This is a genomic window from Jejuia pallidilutea, assembly GCF_002973595.1.
GTDB lineage: Bacteria > Bacteroidota > Bacteroidia > Flavobacteriales > Flavobacteriaceae > Jejuia > Jejuia pallidilutea.
Genome location: NZ_PVEO01000004.1, coordinates 225,546 through 244,109, shown reverse-complemented (window position 1 = coordinate 244,109; position 18,564 = coordinate 225,546). Strand labels below are relative to the sequence as shown.

9 protein-coding genes are annotated in these 18,564 nt (G+C 34.7%); all 9 read right to left on the bottom strand.

Annotated elements, in window-relative coordinates; genetic code table 11:
* Nucleotides 1–48 precede the first annotated feature (48 nt).
* Complete coding sequence (locus CLV33_RS08685) at nucleotides 49–4,080, bottom strand: hybrid sensor histidine kinase/response regulator transcription factor (RefSeq protein ID WP_105473574.1); 4,032 nt, start codon at nucleotides 4,078–4,080, stop codon at nucleotides 49–51.
* A gap of 31 nt (nucleotides 4,081–4,111) precedes the next feature.
* Nucleotides 4,112–4,936: an alpha/beta hydrolase gene (locus CLV33_RS08680; protein ID WP_211297547.1), complete on the bottom strand. Its 825-nt coding sequence runs from the start codon at nucleotides 4,934–4,936 to the stop codon at nucleotides 4,112–4,114.
* A 55-nt stretch (nucleotides 4,937–4,991) separates the two neighbouring features.
* Nucleotides 4,992–6,344, bottom strand: a complete 1,353-nt coding sequence (locus CLV33_RS08675) for an alpha-L-fucosidase (RefSeq protein WP_170063997.1) — start codon at nucleotides 6,342–6,344, stop codon at nucleotides 4,992–4,994.
* Between the two features lie 95 nt (nucleotides 6,345–6,439).
* Nucleotides 6,440–7,741, bottom strand: a complete 1,302-nt coding sequence (locus CLV33_RS08670; RefSeq protein WP_105473571.1) for an alpha-L-fucosidase — start codon at nucleotides 7,739–7,741, stop codon at nucleotides 6,440–6,442.
* A 44-nt stretch (nucleotides 7,742–7,785) separates the two neighbouring features.
* On the bottom strand, nucleotides 7,786–9,102 hold the full coding sequence (locus CLV33_RS08665; RefSeq protein ID WP_105473570.1) for an alpha-L-fucosidase: 1,317 nt from the start codon (nucleotides 9,100–9,102) through the stop codon (nucleotides 7,786–7,788).
* A 56-nt stretch (nucleotides 9,103–9,158) separates the two neighbouring features.
* Nucleotides 9,159–10,823 (bottom strand): hypothetical protein, encoded by a 1,665-nt coding sequence (locus CLV33_RS08660; RefSeq protein WP_211297546.1) that lies wholly within the window; start codon nucleotides 10,821–10,823, stop codon nucleotides 9,159–9,161.
* Nucleotides 10,824–10,949: 126 nt separating this feature from the next.
* On the bottom strand, nucleotides 10,950–13,283 hold the full coding sequence (locus tag CLV33_RS08655; protein WP_105473569.1) for a GH92 family glycosyl hydrolase: 2,334 nt from the start codon (nucleotides 13,281–13,283) through the stop codon (nucleotides 10,950–10,952).
* Between the two features lie 295 nt (nucleotides 13,284–13,578).
* Nucleotides 13,579–15,225 carry a RagB/SusD family nutrient uptake outer membrane protein gene (locus tag CLV33_RS08650; RefSeq protein ID WP_105473568.1) on the bottom strand — a complete coding sequence of 549 codons (1,647 nt, stop codon included), beginning with the start codon at nucleotides 15,223–15,225 and terminating at the stop codon, nucleotides 13,579–13,581.
* A 17-nt stretch (nucleotides 15,226–15,242) separates the two neighbouring features.
* Nucleotides 15,243–18,311 carry a SusC/RagA family TonB-linked outer membrane protein gene (locus tag CLV33_RS08645; RefSeq protein WP_105473567.1) on the bottom strand — a complete coding sequence of 1,023 codons (3,069 nt, stop codon included), beginning with the start codon at nucleotides 18,309–18,311 and terminating at the stop codon, nucleotides 15,243–15,245.
* Nucleotides 18,312–18,564 lie beyond the last annotated feature (253 nt).

Here is an 18,564-nt window from a genome sequence, read left to right as displayed (position 1 = left end):
AGTGAATTATAAATTATACTACTACAACAATTGGTGTTATGCCTCTATCTATTTAATTAATTTACTAGGAGGAAAACCAAACTGTTTTTTAAAGCAACGACTAAAATATAAGGGGTCGTTAAAACCTACTAAATCGGTTACTTCAGACACGTTGTATTTTTTGGATTTTAAATATTGAGCCGATTTTTTTAATCTTACAGTTCTAATAAATTCGTTTGGAGATAGGTCTGTTAATTCTTTTATTTTCCTATATAGTTTTGACGAACTTACCCCTAATTTATCACATAAAAAACTAGTAGTTAAATCGGGGTTACTAAGGTTTTTTCCAATAAGATTAGACACTTTTTCCATAAACTCTTTATCGATGGGAGAATGTACTAATAAGCCCACTTCACTATCAGCTTCATCTGAAAATTTAGATTTAAGCTCTAATCGTGTTTTTATAATATTAACAATTCTAGACTTTAAAAGCGACGGATCGAATGGTTTTGCCAAATACCCATCGGCACCAACATCAAAACCTTTTACCATATCTTCGTTTTCAGATAAGGCGGTTAATAAAATTACGGGGATATGACTTATAAATTCATCATTTTTAAGTTCTTTACAAAATTCTAGTCCGTCCATAACAGGCATCATCACATCGGCCACACACAATATAGGCTTTACTTGACGACACAATTGCAGCCCCTCTTTACCATTTTCTGCCTCATAAACCTTGTAATGATTAGATAAGTAATCCACTAAATATTTTCTTAGCTCAAGGTTGTCTTCTATAACCAAGATTTTTTCTTTTATATTGGTATTTGTAGTTGTTTTTTTAACCTCAACTTTAGGAACAACTATGTTTTTTTCTTTGTTGGTAACAATTTCGAAAATTTCGTCGTCGTCGTAAAAATGGCGCTCCATAGGTAAAGTAACTGTAAATACACTCCCTTTATTAGGCGCACTTTTCACGTGTATTTCACCCTTATGCAGTTCTACTAACGACTTCACTAAAGATAATCCAATTCCAGAACCCGTATTATTTTCTTTACTATTTGTGGCTTGATAAAACCTGGTAAATATTTTTTCTTGACTATTTTTTGGAATACCTATACCATCGTCACTAACCTCCATAATAAGGTAACCATCCTCATTATCTTTTAGGCCCACATACAAATCTACATGCCCGAATTTATTGGTGAATTTTATAGCATTTGATAATAAATTATAAAGTATCTTATCGTATTTATCTCTATCAATCCATCCAAAAAGTTCTTCTGACTCTCGATTGAAATTAAACTGTATTTGCTTATTGTAAGCTAGTTCTTTAAAAGAATCGAATGTGTTATGCGTATACTGTAAAATATCGGTTTTAGACACTTTTAGCTTTAACTCTCCTGTTTGGGCCTTTCTAAAATCTAGCACCTGATTTACTAAATTTAACAATCTACTGGCGTTTTGATGTATGAGATTATATCTGCTTTTTTGATAATCGGTACTTTGGTGCTTAGATTCTTCTAACAATTGCGTAACAGGGCCCAAAATTAGCGTTAATGGCGTTCGCAACTCGTGAGAAATATTGGTAAAAAATCGTAGTTTTTCGTTATTTAGTTTTACATCGCGCTCGCGATTTACTTTTTCGGTGACCAATTCTTGTTTTAAACGCATGCGATTTCTAACCTCTCGCCTAATAAAATAAATTATGATAGCGATTAGTAATAAAAATAAAAATAACGCTTGATAGGTTAACCAAAAAGGGCGTTCAATTTTAATATTGTAGGCTACCTCATCGCTCCAATGGCCATCGCTATTACTGGCTTTTATTTTAAAAACATACTTTCCAGGAAATAAATTGGTGTACTGAACTGTTCGTGAATTACTACTAGTTGTAATCCAATCGTCATCAAAATTTTCTAGTTTATACTGAAACTTATTAAGGCGTTCGTTGGTGTATGAAGGTGAAGAAAATTGCAACGAAAAATTACGGTTTTTATATCCAAGGTTTACACTTTTAGTTTCGTTTAAATCTACAGTAAGAGGGGTTTCATCGTTAATTTCGGTTCCAGGAAGTATAACCTCATTATCTATTTTTAATTCCGTAATTATGGGTGATGGCGATTGCTTGTTTTCGTTGATGCTATAGGGCGAAAAGAAAATTATACCATTTTTTCCTCCTAAATAAATGTTTGAATCATCATAATTAAAAAATCCACGAGAACTAAAAAAATCTAATCGGTTTCCACTGTTAACATGATAAATATTGTGGTTATTATTCGTTGGATTAATTTTGGCTACACTGTTGTTGTTTACGTTTAACCATAAATTCCCGTTACTATCTAAAAGCATATCGGTAACCCATTTTCTGGCTAAGCCATTATAACCAGTAAGTGGCATAAAATTGTTTTTATCATCATCAAAAATGCTTAAACCTTCACGAGTAGCTGCCCATAATTGCCCAGAGTTATCGAAAATTATGTCGCTCACATTATAATGTGGTAAGCCCGTATTTTTATTAAATGATGACGTGTAATTAGTTTTTGTATTTGAAGCCGTATTGTATTTTACCACCCCAGCTTCAGTTGCAAACCAAACATTGCCAATACTATCCATAGTAATTTCATTAATGTTGCCGTCCTCTAATAAAACGGTACCATCGGATAAAACATTAGAACTTTTAATCTTTAAAATATTAGCCCCTTGCCCAAACGAGCCTACTACTATGTTATCGTCATGAATGATTTGTATGTCAGAAATTGGAATGTCTTCAAAACCTACATTAACTTCGGTTGCAGTGTTATTCAAAAAATCGTAAATCAGCACTTTTCCATTCCACAATCCGCAATAAAAAATCTTACCATCCTTGGAGTATATATTTGCTATATCTTTCTGGTTATTGAATAATGGCACAAATCCATCGTCCTCTTCAATAAACAGTCCGTTATGCCTTGTTGCTGCCACAATTTTATTATTGTAGGTTTTAGCAAACCCTCTAATTCTAGGCGCCTGCCCTTCTATATGTTTAGAAATATCTTTGTTGAAATGAAACTGATTTTCATAAGGGTCGTATTTATCTAAACCATCTTCGGTACCAATCCATAAAATTCCTGTGGCATCGAAAAACAAGCCTGAAACCAGATTATCTACCAATGAGGTTTGATCGGTTAACACAGAATAATACCATTGAAAATCTCCCACCGCAATATCTTCTAATTGGTTACAAACCAACAAACCACCTAATGTTCCTACCCAATATTCACCTTTTGGCGATTGTGCTACAGAAACTATGTAAGGCCCTAAAGCATCACGAATTTCATCATTTTCTATATATAAATTTTCAAACTGGTTTTTGTCTTCGTTTAATTTGTAAAGTCCTTTCCGCGTGCCAACAAAAATATCTTTTTTGGAATCTTCATATATAAAATTTAGATAGGGATTTATTTCTGTTGTATAAGGTACTTTAAGCGTAAACGTTGTGGTTTGTTGAATTGCGCCATTATCATCAAGCGTTAGTTTTGCTATAGATGCACTTTCATAGCTACCAATCCAGATATTTCCGTGTGAGTCTTCAAAAATTTCTTTTATGTATCTAAAATTGGGTAAGTTTATTTTTTCAAATCTATTTTCATTAACATAAAAAATATGTAAACCCTGCTCTTTTGTTCCTATCCATACGCGTTTGATTTTATCAACATAAACCGATCGGATTTCATCTTCAGGTAAACTATTCGGGTTACTTGGATCATTTAAAAACGTAGTAAACTTATAAGTATCCAATTTTAACACAGTTAACCCTTTTCGTGTACCAATCCATAATTGATTAGCGTCTTCATCTAACTCTAATGCGGTTATATCGTCATTATTTATTTTGTTACTGCCTTCAGAAGTACTTAAATACGATTTAAACTCGTATCCATCAAAACGGTTAAGTCCAGAAAAGGTTCCAATCCATAAAAACCCGTGTTTATCTTGCACAATATGGCGTACAGAGTTATGCGACAAGCCATTGTTATCATTATAATGCTCAAATTTTATATTCTGTGCTTGAGAACATAAAAAGAACAACATTATATAAAGAAGTACAAAACGCTGTAGCATTAGGTTATTTTATTTATTATTATTTTAATATTTATTCTGAATTCAACAGATTTTCCATCCAAGTTTCGGCTAATATTGGCCATGTTTCGGCTGCTCGGTTTCCTTTTCGTAAACCATAGCCATGACCGCCTTTGGGCAGCATATGTAGCTCTACCAGTATTTTATTATTCCTTAACGCTGATGCAATAACCAATGCACTATTACCGAATGGATCGTCGGCCGTTTCAAACACAAAAAATGGAGGTGTTTGTTCATTTATTTTTAACTCTGGACTCAATGTTTTTTCCTCTCCTTTATCTAAATACGCAGGGTAAACGAGCATTGTAAAATTAACACGAGCCGACACATTATCTATAGTATCACTCTTTGGATAGGTTTCGTTCTGATAATTTATTGAAGCCTTAGCTGCCAAGTGTCCTCCTGCCGAAAACCCTAAAAGCCCAATTTTCTGTGGATGTAAGTTATGGATTTCAGCCTTACTTCTTACCCATTTTATAGCGCGTTGTACATCTTGCATTGCTCCCTCTTGCTTTTGAGGCACACGATATTGTAATACAAATGCAGTATACCCTAAACTATTTAACCATTCTGCTATTTCGTAGCCTTCTTTATCAATAGCCAAAATATTGTATCCTCCACCGGGGCAAACAATAATTCCTGCACCTGAATTATTAGCGTGTTTTGGTGTATAAACAGTTAACGTTGGATTATTAACATCAGTCAAACGTATTACATTGCCGCTGGTATTATCAATTTGTCGTGCTTTTTGTTTCGGCAAATTTTCACCAGGCACATTATTTGGCCATAGCTCAATTACATTAACAGATTGACTATAACCTAAGTATGAAAAACACATACTAATTATTACTAACACATATTTCATACCGTGAATATACTAAGGATAATTGTTATTACCTTACATGTATTTGGAAACCCGTTATAGGGATTTCATTTTCTGAGTATTCTGGCATTTCAATTCTTAATCCTCTGGTATCCTGTTCCCATTCTACCTTTTTATTGGAGCCCAATTGTACCACGTTTTCAACCTTAAATTTTGAAGTAAAACTTTTTATAAGTACTTCAGGTTTATGATAGCTACATACGTAAGCATAAATTTTACCATTTTTAAAAGTGAATTGAACTTCTGGAATGATATCTTTTGGAGTAGCATCGTGTACCGCATCCTTCAAGGTGTTTTTTCCTTCCTTTTTTTCAACTATTTCGGCTTTTGTTTGATTGGTAAGTATTTCATTTTGAATTTCCCAGGGTTTAGACCCGTAAATTCCCTCTCCATTCTTATCCATCCATTCTCCTATTTTCGCTAATCCTTCCTTCGCCAATGGGGTTATTTCCCCTTTTGCAGTAGGACCGTTATTTAGCAGTAAATTACCGCCTTTACTCACAATTTCTAGGAAATGACGCGTCATTAATTCGGGTGTTTTATAAATGGTATCGTACTCTATATAGCCCCAATTTTTTCCCATAGTAATGCAAGCTTCCCATGGTTCTGGCTCCAAACCTTTTGCTATTTTTTGTTCTTGAACTTTATAATCTCCTAAATTGTTCCCAATTCTACTATTTATAATACAGTTGGGTTGAATACTTAAAATTAAATCTTTTAATTCTTGGCTTTCTTCTCCAGTAATATCATGTGGTGTATCAAACCATATAATATCTATAGTTCCATATTGTGTAAGCAACTCTTTTACTTGTGGTTTTACTTTTCTTTCGAAATACCGATGAAACACTTTTGCATCTTCATCAGGGTAATCTACTATATTACTACGTCCACCTTTAAATGGCCAATCGGTAGGCACATCTGGGTCTTCCCAATCGCGACCTAAGGAATAATAAAACCCGAATTTCATTCCGTGCTTTCGACAGGCTTCAACCAATTCCTTCATGGGGTCTTTGGCATAAGGCGTGCGTTTTACAATATTGTAGTCGCTTGATGGTGAATTAAACATTGCAAAACCGTCGTGATGTTTAGAGGTTATAACTATGTATTTCATTCCTGCATTTTTTGCAGTAAGCACCCAGTCTTCAGCATTAAAATTTACAGGGTTAAAATCATCGGCAATGGTGGCGTATTCCTTTAGAGATATTTTCTCATGAATCATAAAATGCTCGTTACCTTTGGCTTTATGTCCTTTCCAATACCCCGCAGTTTTAGAATATAAACCCCAATGCAAAAACATACCAAATTTGGCATCTTTCCACCAATCCATTTTATCGGCAGACTGTGCGTTAACTAGATTGCACATGAAAGCAACTAGTACTATAAAGACAATATTTTTTCTATAATTAGTAAACGTCATAAGGGAATATTTTTCTTTTTTAACTTAAAAACTCAATCGTATTACTCGGAGAATTCAACATTGGTAACCTTTACCACAATGGCATTAGGCCAAATTTTGTTATTGTATAGTCTATGGGCCTTACTTACCGATATTTCTAACCTATCCTTATGTTGAACAAACGTAGTTTTCGGGTCGTTTTCTGGCCAATATTCTACCACCTTGTCATTTTGCCCTAGCACAGACACCTGCGTGTTTTTAGTTGCTTTGATGTTTTTTAGTAAAAAATTCCTTCTAAAACCTTTAAACCAATGCTGTTGGTTGGTAATAAACACATAAGCCGTATTTTCGTTTTTAGCTTTTGTAAACCAAATATCACCATCTTTTATAAGTCCAGGAACGGTTCTTACATTTTTTACAGCTTCGTTATTTACAAACATCCACAATGCTATTTCACGTAAACGTTCTTCTTGCTCAATAGGAATTTCTCCGTTAGGTTTAGGTCCCACATTCATTAAAAAATTACCGCCTTTTGCTCTAATTTCAATGAGTTTATTAATAAGTTCCTTTCCACTTTTATAATCTTCGTTGGTGGGTTTGTAAGCCCATTGCGTTCCCATGGTCATACAGGTTTCCCAAGGCCCAGGAATAGCGGTATTGGGTATTTTTTGTTCGGGAGTACTTATTTCGCCACGGGTTACCATTATATTGGGATCTTTCTTATGGACAAACTGAACAATATCAGCCTTTTTAAAGGAATCGAAAAACATCATATCTGGACTGTAGTTTTCAATTAACTCTGCAATTTGTTTTTTGTCGTACGCCAACAATTCTGGGTTTTTATCAACACCGCTCATTTCTCCTTTTCGGGAAATTAAATGCCCTTGTTTGTAAATAAAACTAAAATCTTCGGGAGAAAAATAGAATCCTACCTTAATACCATATTTTCTTAACGATTTGGCTAACATACCAGTAATATCTTTTCCGTAAGGCGTATTCATGATATTGAAATCGGTAGTTTTGGTATCCCACATGCAAAATCCGTTATGGTGTTTGGTTGTGAAAACCACATATTCGGCTCCCGTAATTTTAAATAATCTTGCCCATTCATCCGGGTCGAATTTATTAGGAACGAAAGTTTTTGGAAGTTCGTTCATGTAACGTTGTACATAGTCTTCGGAAGCCCCCACCATAGAATGACTTATTACAGTACCCAACTGTGAATCCATGCTCCAATGGATGAATATGCCAAAGCCCATATCCATAAAATCTTCTACAATCGCCGGTTTATTTTTTAATTGTGCTAATGTTGAAAAACTTATCGTTAAGCAAAATATTAATGTAAATTTTAAATTTAAACGCATGTTATATTTTTTTGTGCTATTATTTAATTATTAAACTATTGCAATTAATCATTGTTGTTGACAAACTCCACGTTGGTTAATTTCACTACTACCGCATTGTGCCAAATCTTGTTATTGTAAACTCTTTGCGCTCTGGTTATTGAAAGTTCCACGTTGTGCTCTTGTTGTTTAAAACGAGATTCTGGTAAGTTATTGGGTGAATATTCTACTACCAAATCATTTTGACCTAACACCGAAATCTCTGTATCTTTTGTAGTTTTTACGTTATGGATGTAAAACAGTCGTCGTTTTCCTTTAAACCATTCGGGTTGATTTGTAATAAAGGCATACACCGTGTTTTTATCTTTGGCTTTTGTAAACCATATATCGCCGTCTTTTATTTGGGTAGGTACGGTTCGTACATTTTTTACAGCTTCGTTGTTAACAAACATCCAAAGTGCTATTTCTCGTAAGCGCTCCTCTTGCTCAATGGGTATTTCACCATTTGGTTTTGGTCCTACGTTCATTAAAAAATTACCACCTTTTGCTCTAATTTCAATGAGTTTATTAATAAGTTCTTTTCCACTTTTATAATCTTCGTTAGTAGGTTTGTATGCCCATTGTGTACCCATGGTCATGCAGGTTTCCCAAGGCCCTGGTTGCGCTCCTCCAGGTATTTTTTGCTCTGGCGTACTCATTTCACCTCTGGTTACTACAACATCAGGTGCAATTTCATGCACGTACTGTGCCATGGGTTTTGCATGAAACGCATCAAAAAACATGACATCAATAGGACCGTAATTTTCAATTAATTCTTTTACCTGAGCTTTATCATATTCAAAAAGTTCTTTATTAGCGGTAACTTGAGTCATTTTTCCCTTTCTAGAAATAAGATGTCCTTGTTTATGGATAAAACTAAAATCTTCAGGTGAAAAATAGAACCCAACCCTTAAACCATATTTACGTAATGATTTCACCAACATGCCTGTAATATCTTTTCCGTAGGGCGTGTTCATGATATTGAAATCGGTAGTTTTGGTATCCCACATACAGAAGCCGTTATGGTGTTTTGTAGTAAACACCACGTATTCTGCACCTGTTAGTTTGAAGAGTCTCGCCCATTCGTCTGGGTCGAAATCTTTGGGATAAAACGTTCTGGGAAGCTCTTCCATATATCTTTTTACATAATCTTCGGAAGCCCCAACCATAGAATGACTAATAACGCTACCCAACTGCGAGTCTAAACTCCAATGGATGAATATGCCAAAGCCCATATCCATAAATTGTTCGTTGAGTTCAGGTTTATTCTTTAGTTGACTGAACACAGAAACGCTTATAAAACTAAATAATAGGACTAATTTGTATTTTTTATACTTCTTCATAGTGTTATTTCAATAAATATCTAGAATTTTTGTTTTTTTAACTATAGATTAAACTTTTATAAATCTCCTTCAAGCAACGGCCAAGAATCAAAATCCCTATTAAGTTTTTTACCATTTACAGCTGTCATTACCCATTTATTTTTAGGAGCAAGAACATCGTATTCTAATAACGGTCCGTTTGGAAATTTAAATTGTGAATTTAATATTTCAGAATTTGAATTCTCTTTTAAAACGTCTTGGAAAATTTTTAAAGGTTCTACATTTTCAAACACTGCGATCATACCAAAATTTTCCGTGGAGTACACCACAATAGTTACATTATTCTCATCTTTATAACATGACCAATGTCCTTTTTTAGCAATAGACAAAACACCCTTTGGAATGACTACTGCACCTGCAGCACAGGCAAAGTTTTTATAGACCCCTGTGTTGTTCCATTGCATAAAATCGTTGGTAGAACCCGATAAGTGAACAATTTCCGAAAGCTGATCTGCACTATCATTTAAGAAAAGGCATATAGGCCTTGCTACAATTAATGACTTTTTACCCCTGTTAACACCTCCAGCACTTATTAAAAAGTTTTTTCCTGCGCTGCTAATTTCTGGTGATGCCTTTGGGCCATGACCTTGGCGTACAAAATACCCATCTTGCTTATTAAACAGCATTTCAATACATTGGTCGGCAGGACGATAAGGCATACACGCCCCCATTAGTGCATGAATTTTAGCAACCCCCACATTTTTATCATAGTTCTCAATTTTGGAATAACTGAGCCATGATTTTATAAATGCAGAATGATAATCGGTTGTGAGTTCTTTTATACTTGCTTTTTCATACCTTCTTCGCATTGGCGGAAAATGCTTTAAATTATAGCTATTTAAAGCATAACTCCAATTTATGTAATCGAGTACATCTCGGGCTTGTTTACTCAGCTTTTCTGAAGCAAAAGCTTCTAGATTAAGTAAGGCTGTAATTGTATATCCAAGATACGGAATGGAGTTAAATTCATACAAACCACTAGTTTTCATTTCTTCCAAAAGTGACATTAGTTTGTCTTCCATACCATTTTGGACATTGTTATAATACTTATCTGAATTCCCGTGTTCTCTAACCCATCTGTTTTTTAGATACCTAGAACCTTCGGTCATTAACATATGGTTTTCGGTTTCCATAACAAGTCCCAAAGTTTTAGGAACCGTATAACTAAACGCATTACCATCTTCTGATAATAACACATGTAATAGATGTGCTTTGGTTTTAGGATATAGCAAATCGGGTTGTTCACCAAATTTCCAAAGTATTGTAGTAAGAATGGTGAGTGGAAAATCATAATCTCCTTTAGGATTTAGTGCCCAAGAAGAACCACAATTTCCCCAAACCGTCATTTTTTGTAAAATGCTATTGACTTCAGAAATATTTTGTTTCAGCAGTAGTCTAGCCAAAAGTATACGCGTAGTATTCCCTTTTTTAAAGAGCATTTCATCTGTAATTGACATTTTTGCAATGTCGGCATAGATACTATCAGCAAAGGCGGATTCTGTTTTCCATTCCAAAGTTCTTTTGTGAGGCACTGCAATATTACCCGATTCAATCTCTACATTACGATACTTTATCGTGCCAAAAACCTGCGACTTTAGCTGTTTGTTATTGAATACAACCAATAACATAAGTATACCAAAAGGAATTATAACAACGTACTTTATCATCTTCTTAACCTTCATAAGTCTTTAATTTTTTGACTTTCGAGATTTTAATTCAATTGTAATTATCAATACCCCTAAACTTATCTTTACAACTATCTATTGCTTAATAATAAAAACGCATCATAATATAGTGTAGTGATGTTTTTAAAGTTGATCTTTGGCTTTATTGGTCATTTTTAACACTAAGGTTCCTCCTTTGGTAATTTGATCATGGTCAATTACATAACCTTGAATTGGTTGCTCGTTTAAAACTGCGGATTCTACATAAACATTCTCTTTGCTATTATTTACTGCATTAATAACAAATGTTGAATTTGAATAGTATTCTGGATGTAATTTTATGGCAATTTTATTGAAAATTGGACTTCCTATTTGGTATTCTGGATTATCATCGGTACCACCATTCATTTGAAACAATCCTATTTTCATGAGTACCGCTAAGCTTCCCATTAACCCTTGATCTTCATCTCCATTATACCCAGTAGAAGGCGACAAACCACTAAAAGTTTTTTCTACGATACTACGGCTCCAGTATTGCGTTAAGTCTGGTCTTCCTAATTTATTAAACACAAATGCAGTTTGTATAGAGGGTTGGTTACCATAGTTAATTGGTATTCTTCTATACTCTGGATGTTCCTCTAAATCGTGAGAAGTTCCTGCCGTAAAACTAAGCGCGCTCGCCTCTTCAAACTGCTTGTTTAGTTTTTTTACTGCGTTTTCTGTTCCACCCATTAATTCGGCTAAACCCGATAAATTATGTGGTACAAACCAAGTTGCTTGTGCACCATTGGCTTCTACGAATCCAACTTTATAATCGTAAGGATCGAAATTTTTAAACCACATATTATTAACATCTTTAGGGCGCATCCAACCTGAAGTTTCATCATAAACATTTTTAAAGTTTTCAGAACGATTCAAGAAATAATTGTAATCTTCATTATGCCCCAATTTTTTGGCTAATTGCGCAAGAGTCCAATCTTGATAAGCATATTCCATAGTAAGGCTAGCACCATCTTGATGACCCGCAAATCTTCCTTCTGGAATAGGGTAAGGCACATAACCTTTTTCTAAGTAATACTTAAAACCACCACCTAAATTGGTAGTGTGTTCGTAACCTGCCTTTTCCATAATTCCACCTTGCAAATGGTTTTGCTTTAAGGCTTGGTAGATATATTCTAAATCTTCGGTAATCAAGCCTTCTTGTATGGCGCTTACTATAAACGGTGTGCTAGAAGACCCCGTCATCACAAACGTATAATTACCACCCGATGGTCCTCGCGGAACTAATCCACCATCTTTTTGATATTGTATAAGTGAATGTACAAATTCCTTTTTTATTTCAGGATAAACTAATCCCCAAAGGGTATTAATTGTCCATTGTGCACCCCAAAACGAGTCAGAGTTATAATGATTAAATTTAGGTGTACCATTGTCATGTAATGGCAACTGCCCTATTCTAAATTTGTCGCCCGTGTTATCAGGATAAGCCCCATTGGCGTCGCTTATAATTCTTCGACCTTGTAAGGCGTGCCATAAATCAGTGTAAAATCTGCGTTGGTCTGTTTCTGTACCGCCTTCTACATCAATTCTTCCTAATAATCCGTTCCACTGCTCTTTAGATTCGGCAACCACATCATTAAAATTCCAGTGCGATAATTCTTTATCGATATTATTTGCGGCATTATCAATAGATGTGTATGAAATACCAACCTTCATAAGCACCTTATCTTTTGGGTTTACAAGATTTACTAAATAATTTCCTGTTTTAATATCTTTTTCTAAAGAAGCGATGTCTGTATTTAATTTGGCTTTAAAATAAACGGTGAAAGGTTTTGGCCGTCTTATGGTCGCTTCCATAACCAATTTACCGACTAACTCATTTTCGCTAATTTTTGTGAGTTCTCCATCTATATTTTTACATGGCCCTAATTTGGTATTAAGGTTGAATAAAATCGCGGCTTGGGTGTTTTTAGGAAAGTTATATTTGTGAAACCCAACGCGCGTTGTACTAGTTAATTCTGAAGTAATTTGATATCTATCTAATTCTAGGTAGTGATATCCTGGTGTTACTTTTTCTGTTTTATGACTGAATTTTGAATAAAAATCGTTATAAATATTTTTCTTGTTAGAATCTGTGATGGTAACAGGCATTACGGATATACCCGACATTTGCCACGCATGAATATGGCTAAAGCCTTTAATGGTATCAGTTTTATACCTGTAACCACTGCCCCATGCACCATCAATCTCTGTATCTGGGCTAAGATTTACCATACCAAAAGGTCTACTAGCTGATGAAAAGAAAAACCATCTGGAATTTTCGGAATCTAGCAACGGATACACTTTAACGCTATAATCTATAACGTTATTATCTATGGTCTTTGCTAATAGTTGCTCTTCTTGTTTGCACGATAACAAGGAAAAGACCATAATAATTACTGTATATGTTTGTATTTTACATATATAACTTAACTTCATTATTCTTGTTTTAAGATAAGATTGTATTTAGACTAGATTGTATTGTGCTAGACTCATTACTTTTTATGCTATTATTTTTAATATTTATTGAGATAGCATTTTAGTAGCTCCATATCTTTATCTACGTATAGACTTACAGACTTATATGATTTAGTAAATCATTCCTTTTTGCAACTACCAATTTAAAATACATTTAAATTTTAACCACTCACTTAATAATACAGGCAGGCAATTTATCGCCTGCCTATATAAAAACTAAAATAAACTAACTCTAATAATTAAATAAACTATATTCTTAATAATTTGGATTTTGTGTCATAGTATTTGGCGATAAATCTATTTCTCTTGTTGGAATAGGTCTCAACAAATGCTTTGATGCATCAAAAGCACCATGATCTATAACATGAGGATTGTATAGTTCTATACGCTCTTCTAATTTACCCATACGCTTTAGTACTGCCCATCGGTTGGTTTCACCAGCCAATTCTAAGGCACGTTCTTCAAGTATAGTATCTAAATCTATAGAGGTATAGTGATTTACTACACCTGTAGCACGCTCTCTTACTCGATTTATGTGAAATAATGCCTGTGTGGTATTACCTGCCCCAAGAAATGCTTCGGCAGCCAATAAATGTGTTTCGGCTACCCTAAAGATAAAGGTATCACGGGCACCGCCATTTTCGTCCAAATAAACCTCATCATCAAATTTTTTCATGATTGGGAAGTTTACAAAATATGGAGTAGCAGAGTATTGATAGTTTACCCCAGGAATATCGTCTGGTTTTCCCCATAGGTACTGATCTGGTTGATACACCCAATACCTATCTAATTTATCGGTAAGTTCAGCAATATCGATTGGCTCCTTAGGGAAATACACTACGGTATCTCCAGGAACAATAACATCATTTACCCAAGAATCATCTTCGTCTGCGTAGATTACACGATGTATAGTTGCTTCTTCGCGTGTATCATTATCGGCGAATAAAGAATAGAAATAGGGTGTCATCATCAAACCATCTCCTTGTACACCATATTGGTTTGTTCGACTCACACCTGCATAATCGAACAGATTATACATAAATAATGAATGTTTGTTATTATTTCTATCGCTTGCGAATGCATTATTTTCCCACTGCGTTGCAAAAAGAATCTCATCATTAATTTGATTATCATAATCAAACACTTCTGCAAAGGATTGGGTTCTAATATCGTATCCATCTATAGCTTGAACAGCTAAATCTGCTGCCGTTTGAAAATCGTTAGCTCCTGCATACGATTTATAAGCTCGTGTTAAATATACTTCCGAAAGAAGGTGCTGTGCTGCTCTTTTTGAAATACGTCCTATTTCAGGATTGTCTTTAAGATCTGGAATAGATGCTTCCAATTCACCAATTATTAGTGCAAAAGTCTCTTCCTCCGTCGAACGCATATAATCGTTACGTATGGTTAATGGTTCTTCAAGATCTAACACTACACCACCGTATTGTACCGCTAAATTAAAAAATGCTAATGCTCTTAATGCCCGAGCTTGTGCTATGCCATAAGCTTTAGCTTCTAAATTGGTATCGCTCCAGCTTACTTGGTTTTCGTATCGGTTTATAGCTGTATTTGCTTTGGCTATTACATTGTAATTAACACTCCATACCCCATCGGTCTCTGGTGCGATAAAATTATTATAATCGTTAGCACTACTAAAGGCAAATAGTTCGCTTTTTGTAGTAAATAGGTCTGTTCCCGCAAATTTGTAGCCATGGTTTCTATAAGCGTTTCTTGTGGCAGTGTAAACACCTACTATTAATTGATCGGCAGTATCTTCTGTGATGAAGTTTTCACTAGTTACATCAGAATACACATCCTCTTGTATAAAGTCATCACAGGCATTCAATAACATTGAAAAAACAAACAATGCTATTACTGGTTTTATGTTTTTATATATTTTCATCTTTAATATATTTATAATTAGTAGGATAACTTAAGTCCGAATAAAAATGTTTTCATCATATAACCTGCGTTATATGTATTTCCTAACGCGGTTTCTGGATCTGGACCTGCATAATCGGTAAAGGTAAATGGGTTTTGAATATCTAAACTCAACCTTAGACTAGACATTTTTAGCTTATCTAACATGCTCTGATTAAAATTATATCCTAGCCCGATATTACTAATTCTAACAAAATCTACATCCACATAATAATCATTTCCTGTTGAAGCATATTGTGCTGCTGGGTATTTAGCGTTTTGGTTATTAGGCGACCAATAATCTAAGTCTACTTTATTAAACTTAGCTCTATCATTTTGCCAGGGCGCAAAGTTGTTATAAAACTCTGAATGCCCATATGTTCCAAATCTTGCGTGCATTTGTACCGTAAAGTCTATATTCTTATAAGTAAGTGTATTGGTCATACCCCCAATCCAATCTGGTGATATAGAACCTAACACCACATTATCATCTTGGTTTAAAACACCATCATTATTTTGGTCTACATATTTCCATTGCCCTGGGAACGCACCATAAGTATGTGCCTCTGCTGCCTCGTCTATTTGCCAAATCCCATCGAATTCGAAACTATAAATAGCATCCACGGGCGCTCCTATTTTACGCACACCATGGTTTCCATATGGGATTTCATCTAAATCGCCATCTAGCTCTATAATTTCGTTTTTATTACGTGCATAATTTAAGCTTGTAGTCCATCTAAAATCTTCGGTTTGTATATTTGTTGTATTAAGCGTTATCTCTACACCTTTATTTCTTACCGAACCATAATTACCTATAGCTGTTCCATAACCAGTTATAGCCGATAGGGTTTTACCTAAAATAGCATCAACCGTTTTTTTGTTGTAAATTTCAAAACCTAGACGGACTCTATTTTGAAGTACTGCTAAATCGATACCTAAGTTAAATTCTTTAGAGCGCTCCCAAGTTAATTCTTGGTTAGCTAACCCACCTACAACTACACCATTTAAGTGGTTTGTACCAAACACATAATCAGAACCATTTAAAAATGCTAGTGACTGATATGGCCCTATAACATTGTCGTTACCAGACTCACCATAACTAAATCGTAATTTAAGGTTATCTAACCAATCTACGTTTTGCAAAAATGTTTCGTCACTAGCTTTCCAAGCAAATGCTGCTGATGGAAAGAACGCCCATTCCTGCCCTACAGCTAATTTTGAAGACCCATCATATCTGCCTGTAAACGTAAAAAGATATTTGTCATCAATGCTATAGTTTAATCTACCTGCAAATGATGCTAGAGTCTCTTTTTCATATCCAGTTGAATAGTTTCTAACATCTAAACCTGCGGCTGTGTTATAATATTGATATATATCGGTATCGAAATCTCTGGTTTCAATTTGGCTTCCTTCATCCTGTCTGTAATACACAGAAGATATTAAAGTGGTTTTTAAATTGTGTCCTTCGGCCACATCAAAGTTTAAGTCAACAATATTATCCCATGTGTAAGAGGTGTCAAAAAATGCATCATAATAAGCTCTGGTACGAGGTGTTTCATTTCTTGCAGATTTTGTTAACAACCCAAACTGCTGCCCATGACGCGTTGTGCGTAAGTTAGGCGCAAATTGGGTTTTAAAACTTATCCAATCGGTAGGCTGATAAGTTAAAAATACATTTGCTATTACATCTAATGCTCTCGTGTTATTTAACCAAGAATTTTCGTAAGCTTCGTAGTATGGATTTAAAAAACGCCCATCTTGACCATCTGGAAATAAAATAAGATTACCATCTGGATCGCGAGGATTTACAGTAGGCGCTAAACGCAGCGTACTTCTAAACAACTCATTACTTCCAGTTTCACGTTCTGAAAGAGACAAATAAGCTTTTAAACCTGCTGTAAATTTTTCAGACACCTTTTTAGTAATTGCGGTACTTAAATTGTAACGCTCAAATTTTTCAATTCCCATTATACCTTCATTGCTTAAATAACCTATAGAACCATTATAGGTTAAACCATTATTACCACCAGACATTGCAATAGTATGGCTTGTTTGAATACCTGTTTTAAGATAATCGTTTTGCCAATCGGTATAACGACGGTTTGCCACATTATCGGCTTCCTCGTTTGAAGCTCTAAATTCATTTGAAAAATCTATATCGGCATTATTATAATCGTCTACCGTAGGATAATAAGGTGTATCGTAATCAAATAACCCTTGCCATACACTACTTCTAAGCACATCTTCAACAAAAGCAACATACTCATCACCGTTAAACATGTCTGGTTTATTAACTACCGAATTCATACCTATAGTAGCTTCATAAGTAAATCTTGTTTTTCCCTCTATACCGTTTTTAGTGGTAATAATTACAACGCCATTCGCTCCTCGGGAACCGTAGATAGCCGTTGCTGAAGCGTCTTTTAATATATCTACTTGTTGAATATCGGCAGGGTTTAAGATATTAATGTCATCAAAAAACACACCATCTACAACGAACAAAGGTTTTGAAAGGTCTCCATCATAGTTTAAACCATCTCTAGTTTCATCATTGTTTTGTATTACGGTATTTCCTCTGATATCAAATGACAAAGGTGCTCCTGGTTTATTGTTAGTGGTTCTAACATCTACACCTGCAACTCGCCCTTGTAAGGCTTGTCCAAGATCGGTTTTCTTTTGTTGCGTAATTTCTTGTGTCCCAATAGAGGCTACAGCACCAGTTAAATCGGTTCGCTTTACAGCACCATAACCAATTACCACTACTTCCTCAAGCCTTGAAGTATCTTCTGCCATTGTAACATCAATAGTAGATTGTCCGTTGTAAACAATTTCTTGTGTTTGATACCCTAAATAAGAAAACACAATTACATCACCATTATTTATGGTTAATTCGTAATTCCCATCAAAATCTGAGGCTGTTCCTGTATTTGTACCTTTAACAAGAACATTAACCCCAGGTATGGGAACCTCTTGTGCATCTTTAATAGTTCCCGACACTTTAGATTGTGCCCAAGAAACATTAGTAAAGCCTATAATTAAGGCGACTAATAAGAGTTTTAGTTTTTCCATATGATTATTTGTTTAGTTATCGAAGAGCAAATTACAGTTAAACTTTTGTTAAGGAATGGACAAAAAATTCTTAACTATGGATTATTTAACCAAGTGACGTAATAAACCATACCAACCAATACCATTAAACACTTTTAAATTTTATAGAGCAAACTTTAAACAAAACCTTTTTAAGCAGACCAATTAATCCATATATTTGAACTATAACTCCATTTAAAAACACACTCAAAAACATAACTTGCTTAATTAATAT

Coding starts and splice junctions, on each gene's coding strand:
- CLV33_RS08685 (WP_105473574.1), bottom strand. CDS start 4,080: ATGCTACAGCGTTTTGTACTTCTTTATATAATGTTGTTCTTTTTATGT.
- CLV33_RS08680 (WP_211297547.1), bottom strand. CDS start 4,936: ATGTGTTTTTCATACTTAGGTTATAGTCAATCTGTTAATGTAATTGAG.
- CLV33_RS08675 (WP_170063997.1), bottom strand. CDS start 6,344: ATGTGCAATCTAGTTAACGCACAGTCTGCCGATAAAATGGATTGGTGG.
- CLV33_RS08670 (WP_105473571.1), bottom strand. CDS start 7,741: ATGCGTTTAAATTTAAAATTTACATTAATATTTTGCTTAACGATAAGT.
- CLV33_RS08665 (WP_105473570.1), bottom strand. CDS start 9,102: ATGAAGAAGTATAAAAAATACAAATTAGTCCTATTATTTAGTTTTATA.
- CLV33_RS08660 (WP_211297546.1), bottom strand. CDS start 10,823: ATGAAGGTTAAGAAGATGATAAAGTACGTTGTTATAATTCCTTTTGGT.
- CLV33_RS08655 (WP_105473569.1), bottom strand. CDS start 13,283: ATGAAGTTAAGTTATATATGTAAAATACAAACATATACAGTAATTATT.
- CLV33_RS08650 (WP_105473568.1), bottom strand. CDS start 15,225: ATGAAAATATATAAAAACATAAAACCAGTAATAGCATTGTTTGTTTTT.
- CLV33_RS08645 (WP_105473567.1), bottom strand. CDS start 18,311: ATGGAAAAACTAAAACTCTTATTAGTCGCCTTAATTATAGGCTTTACT.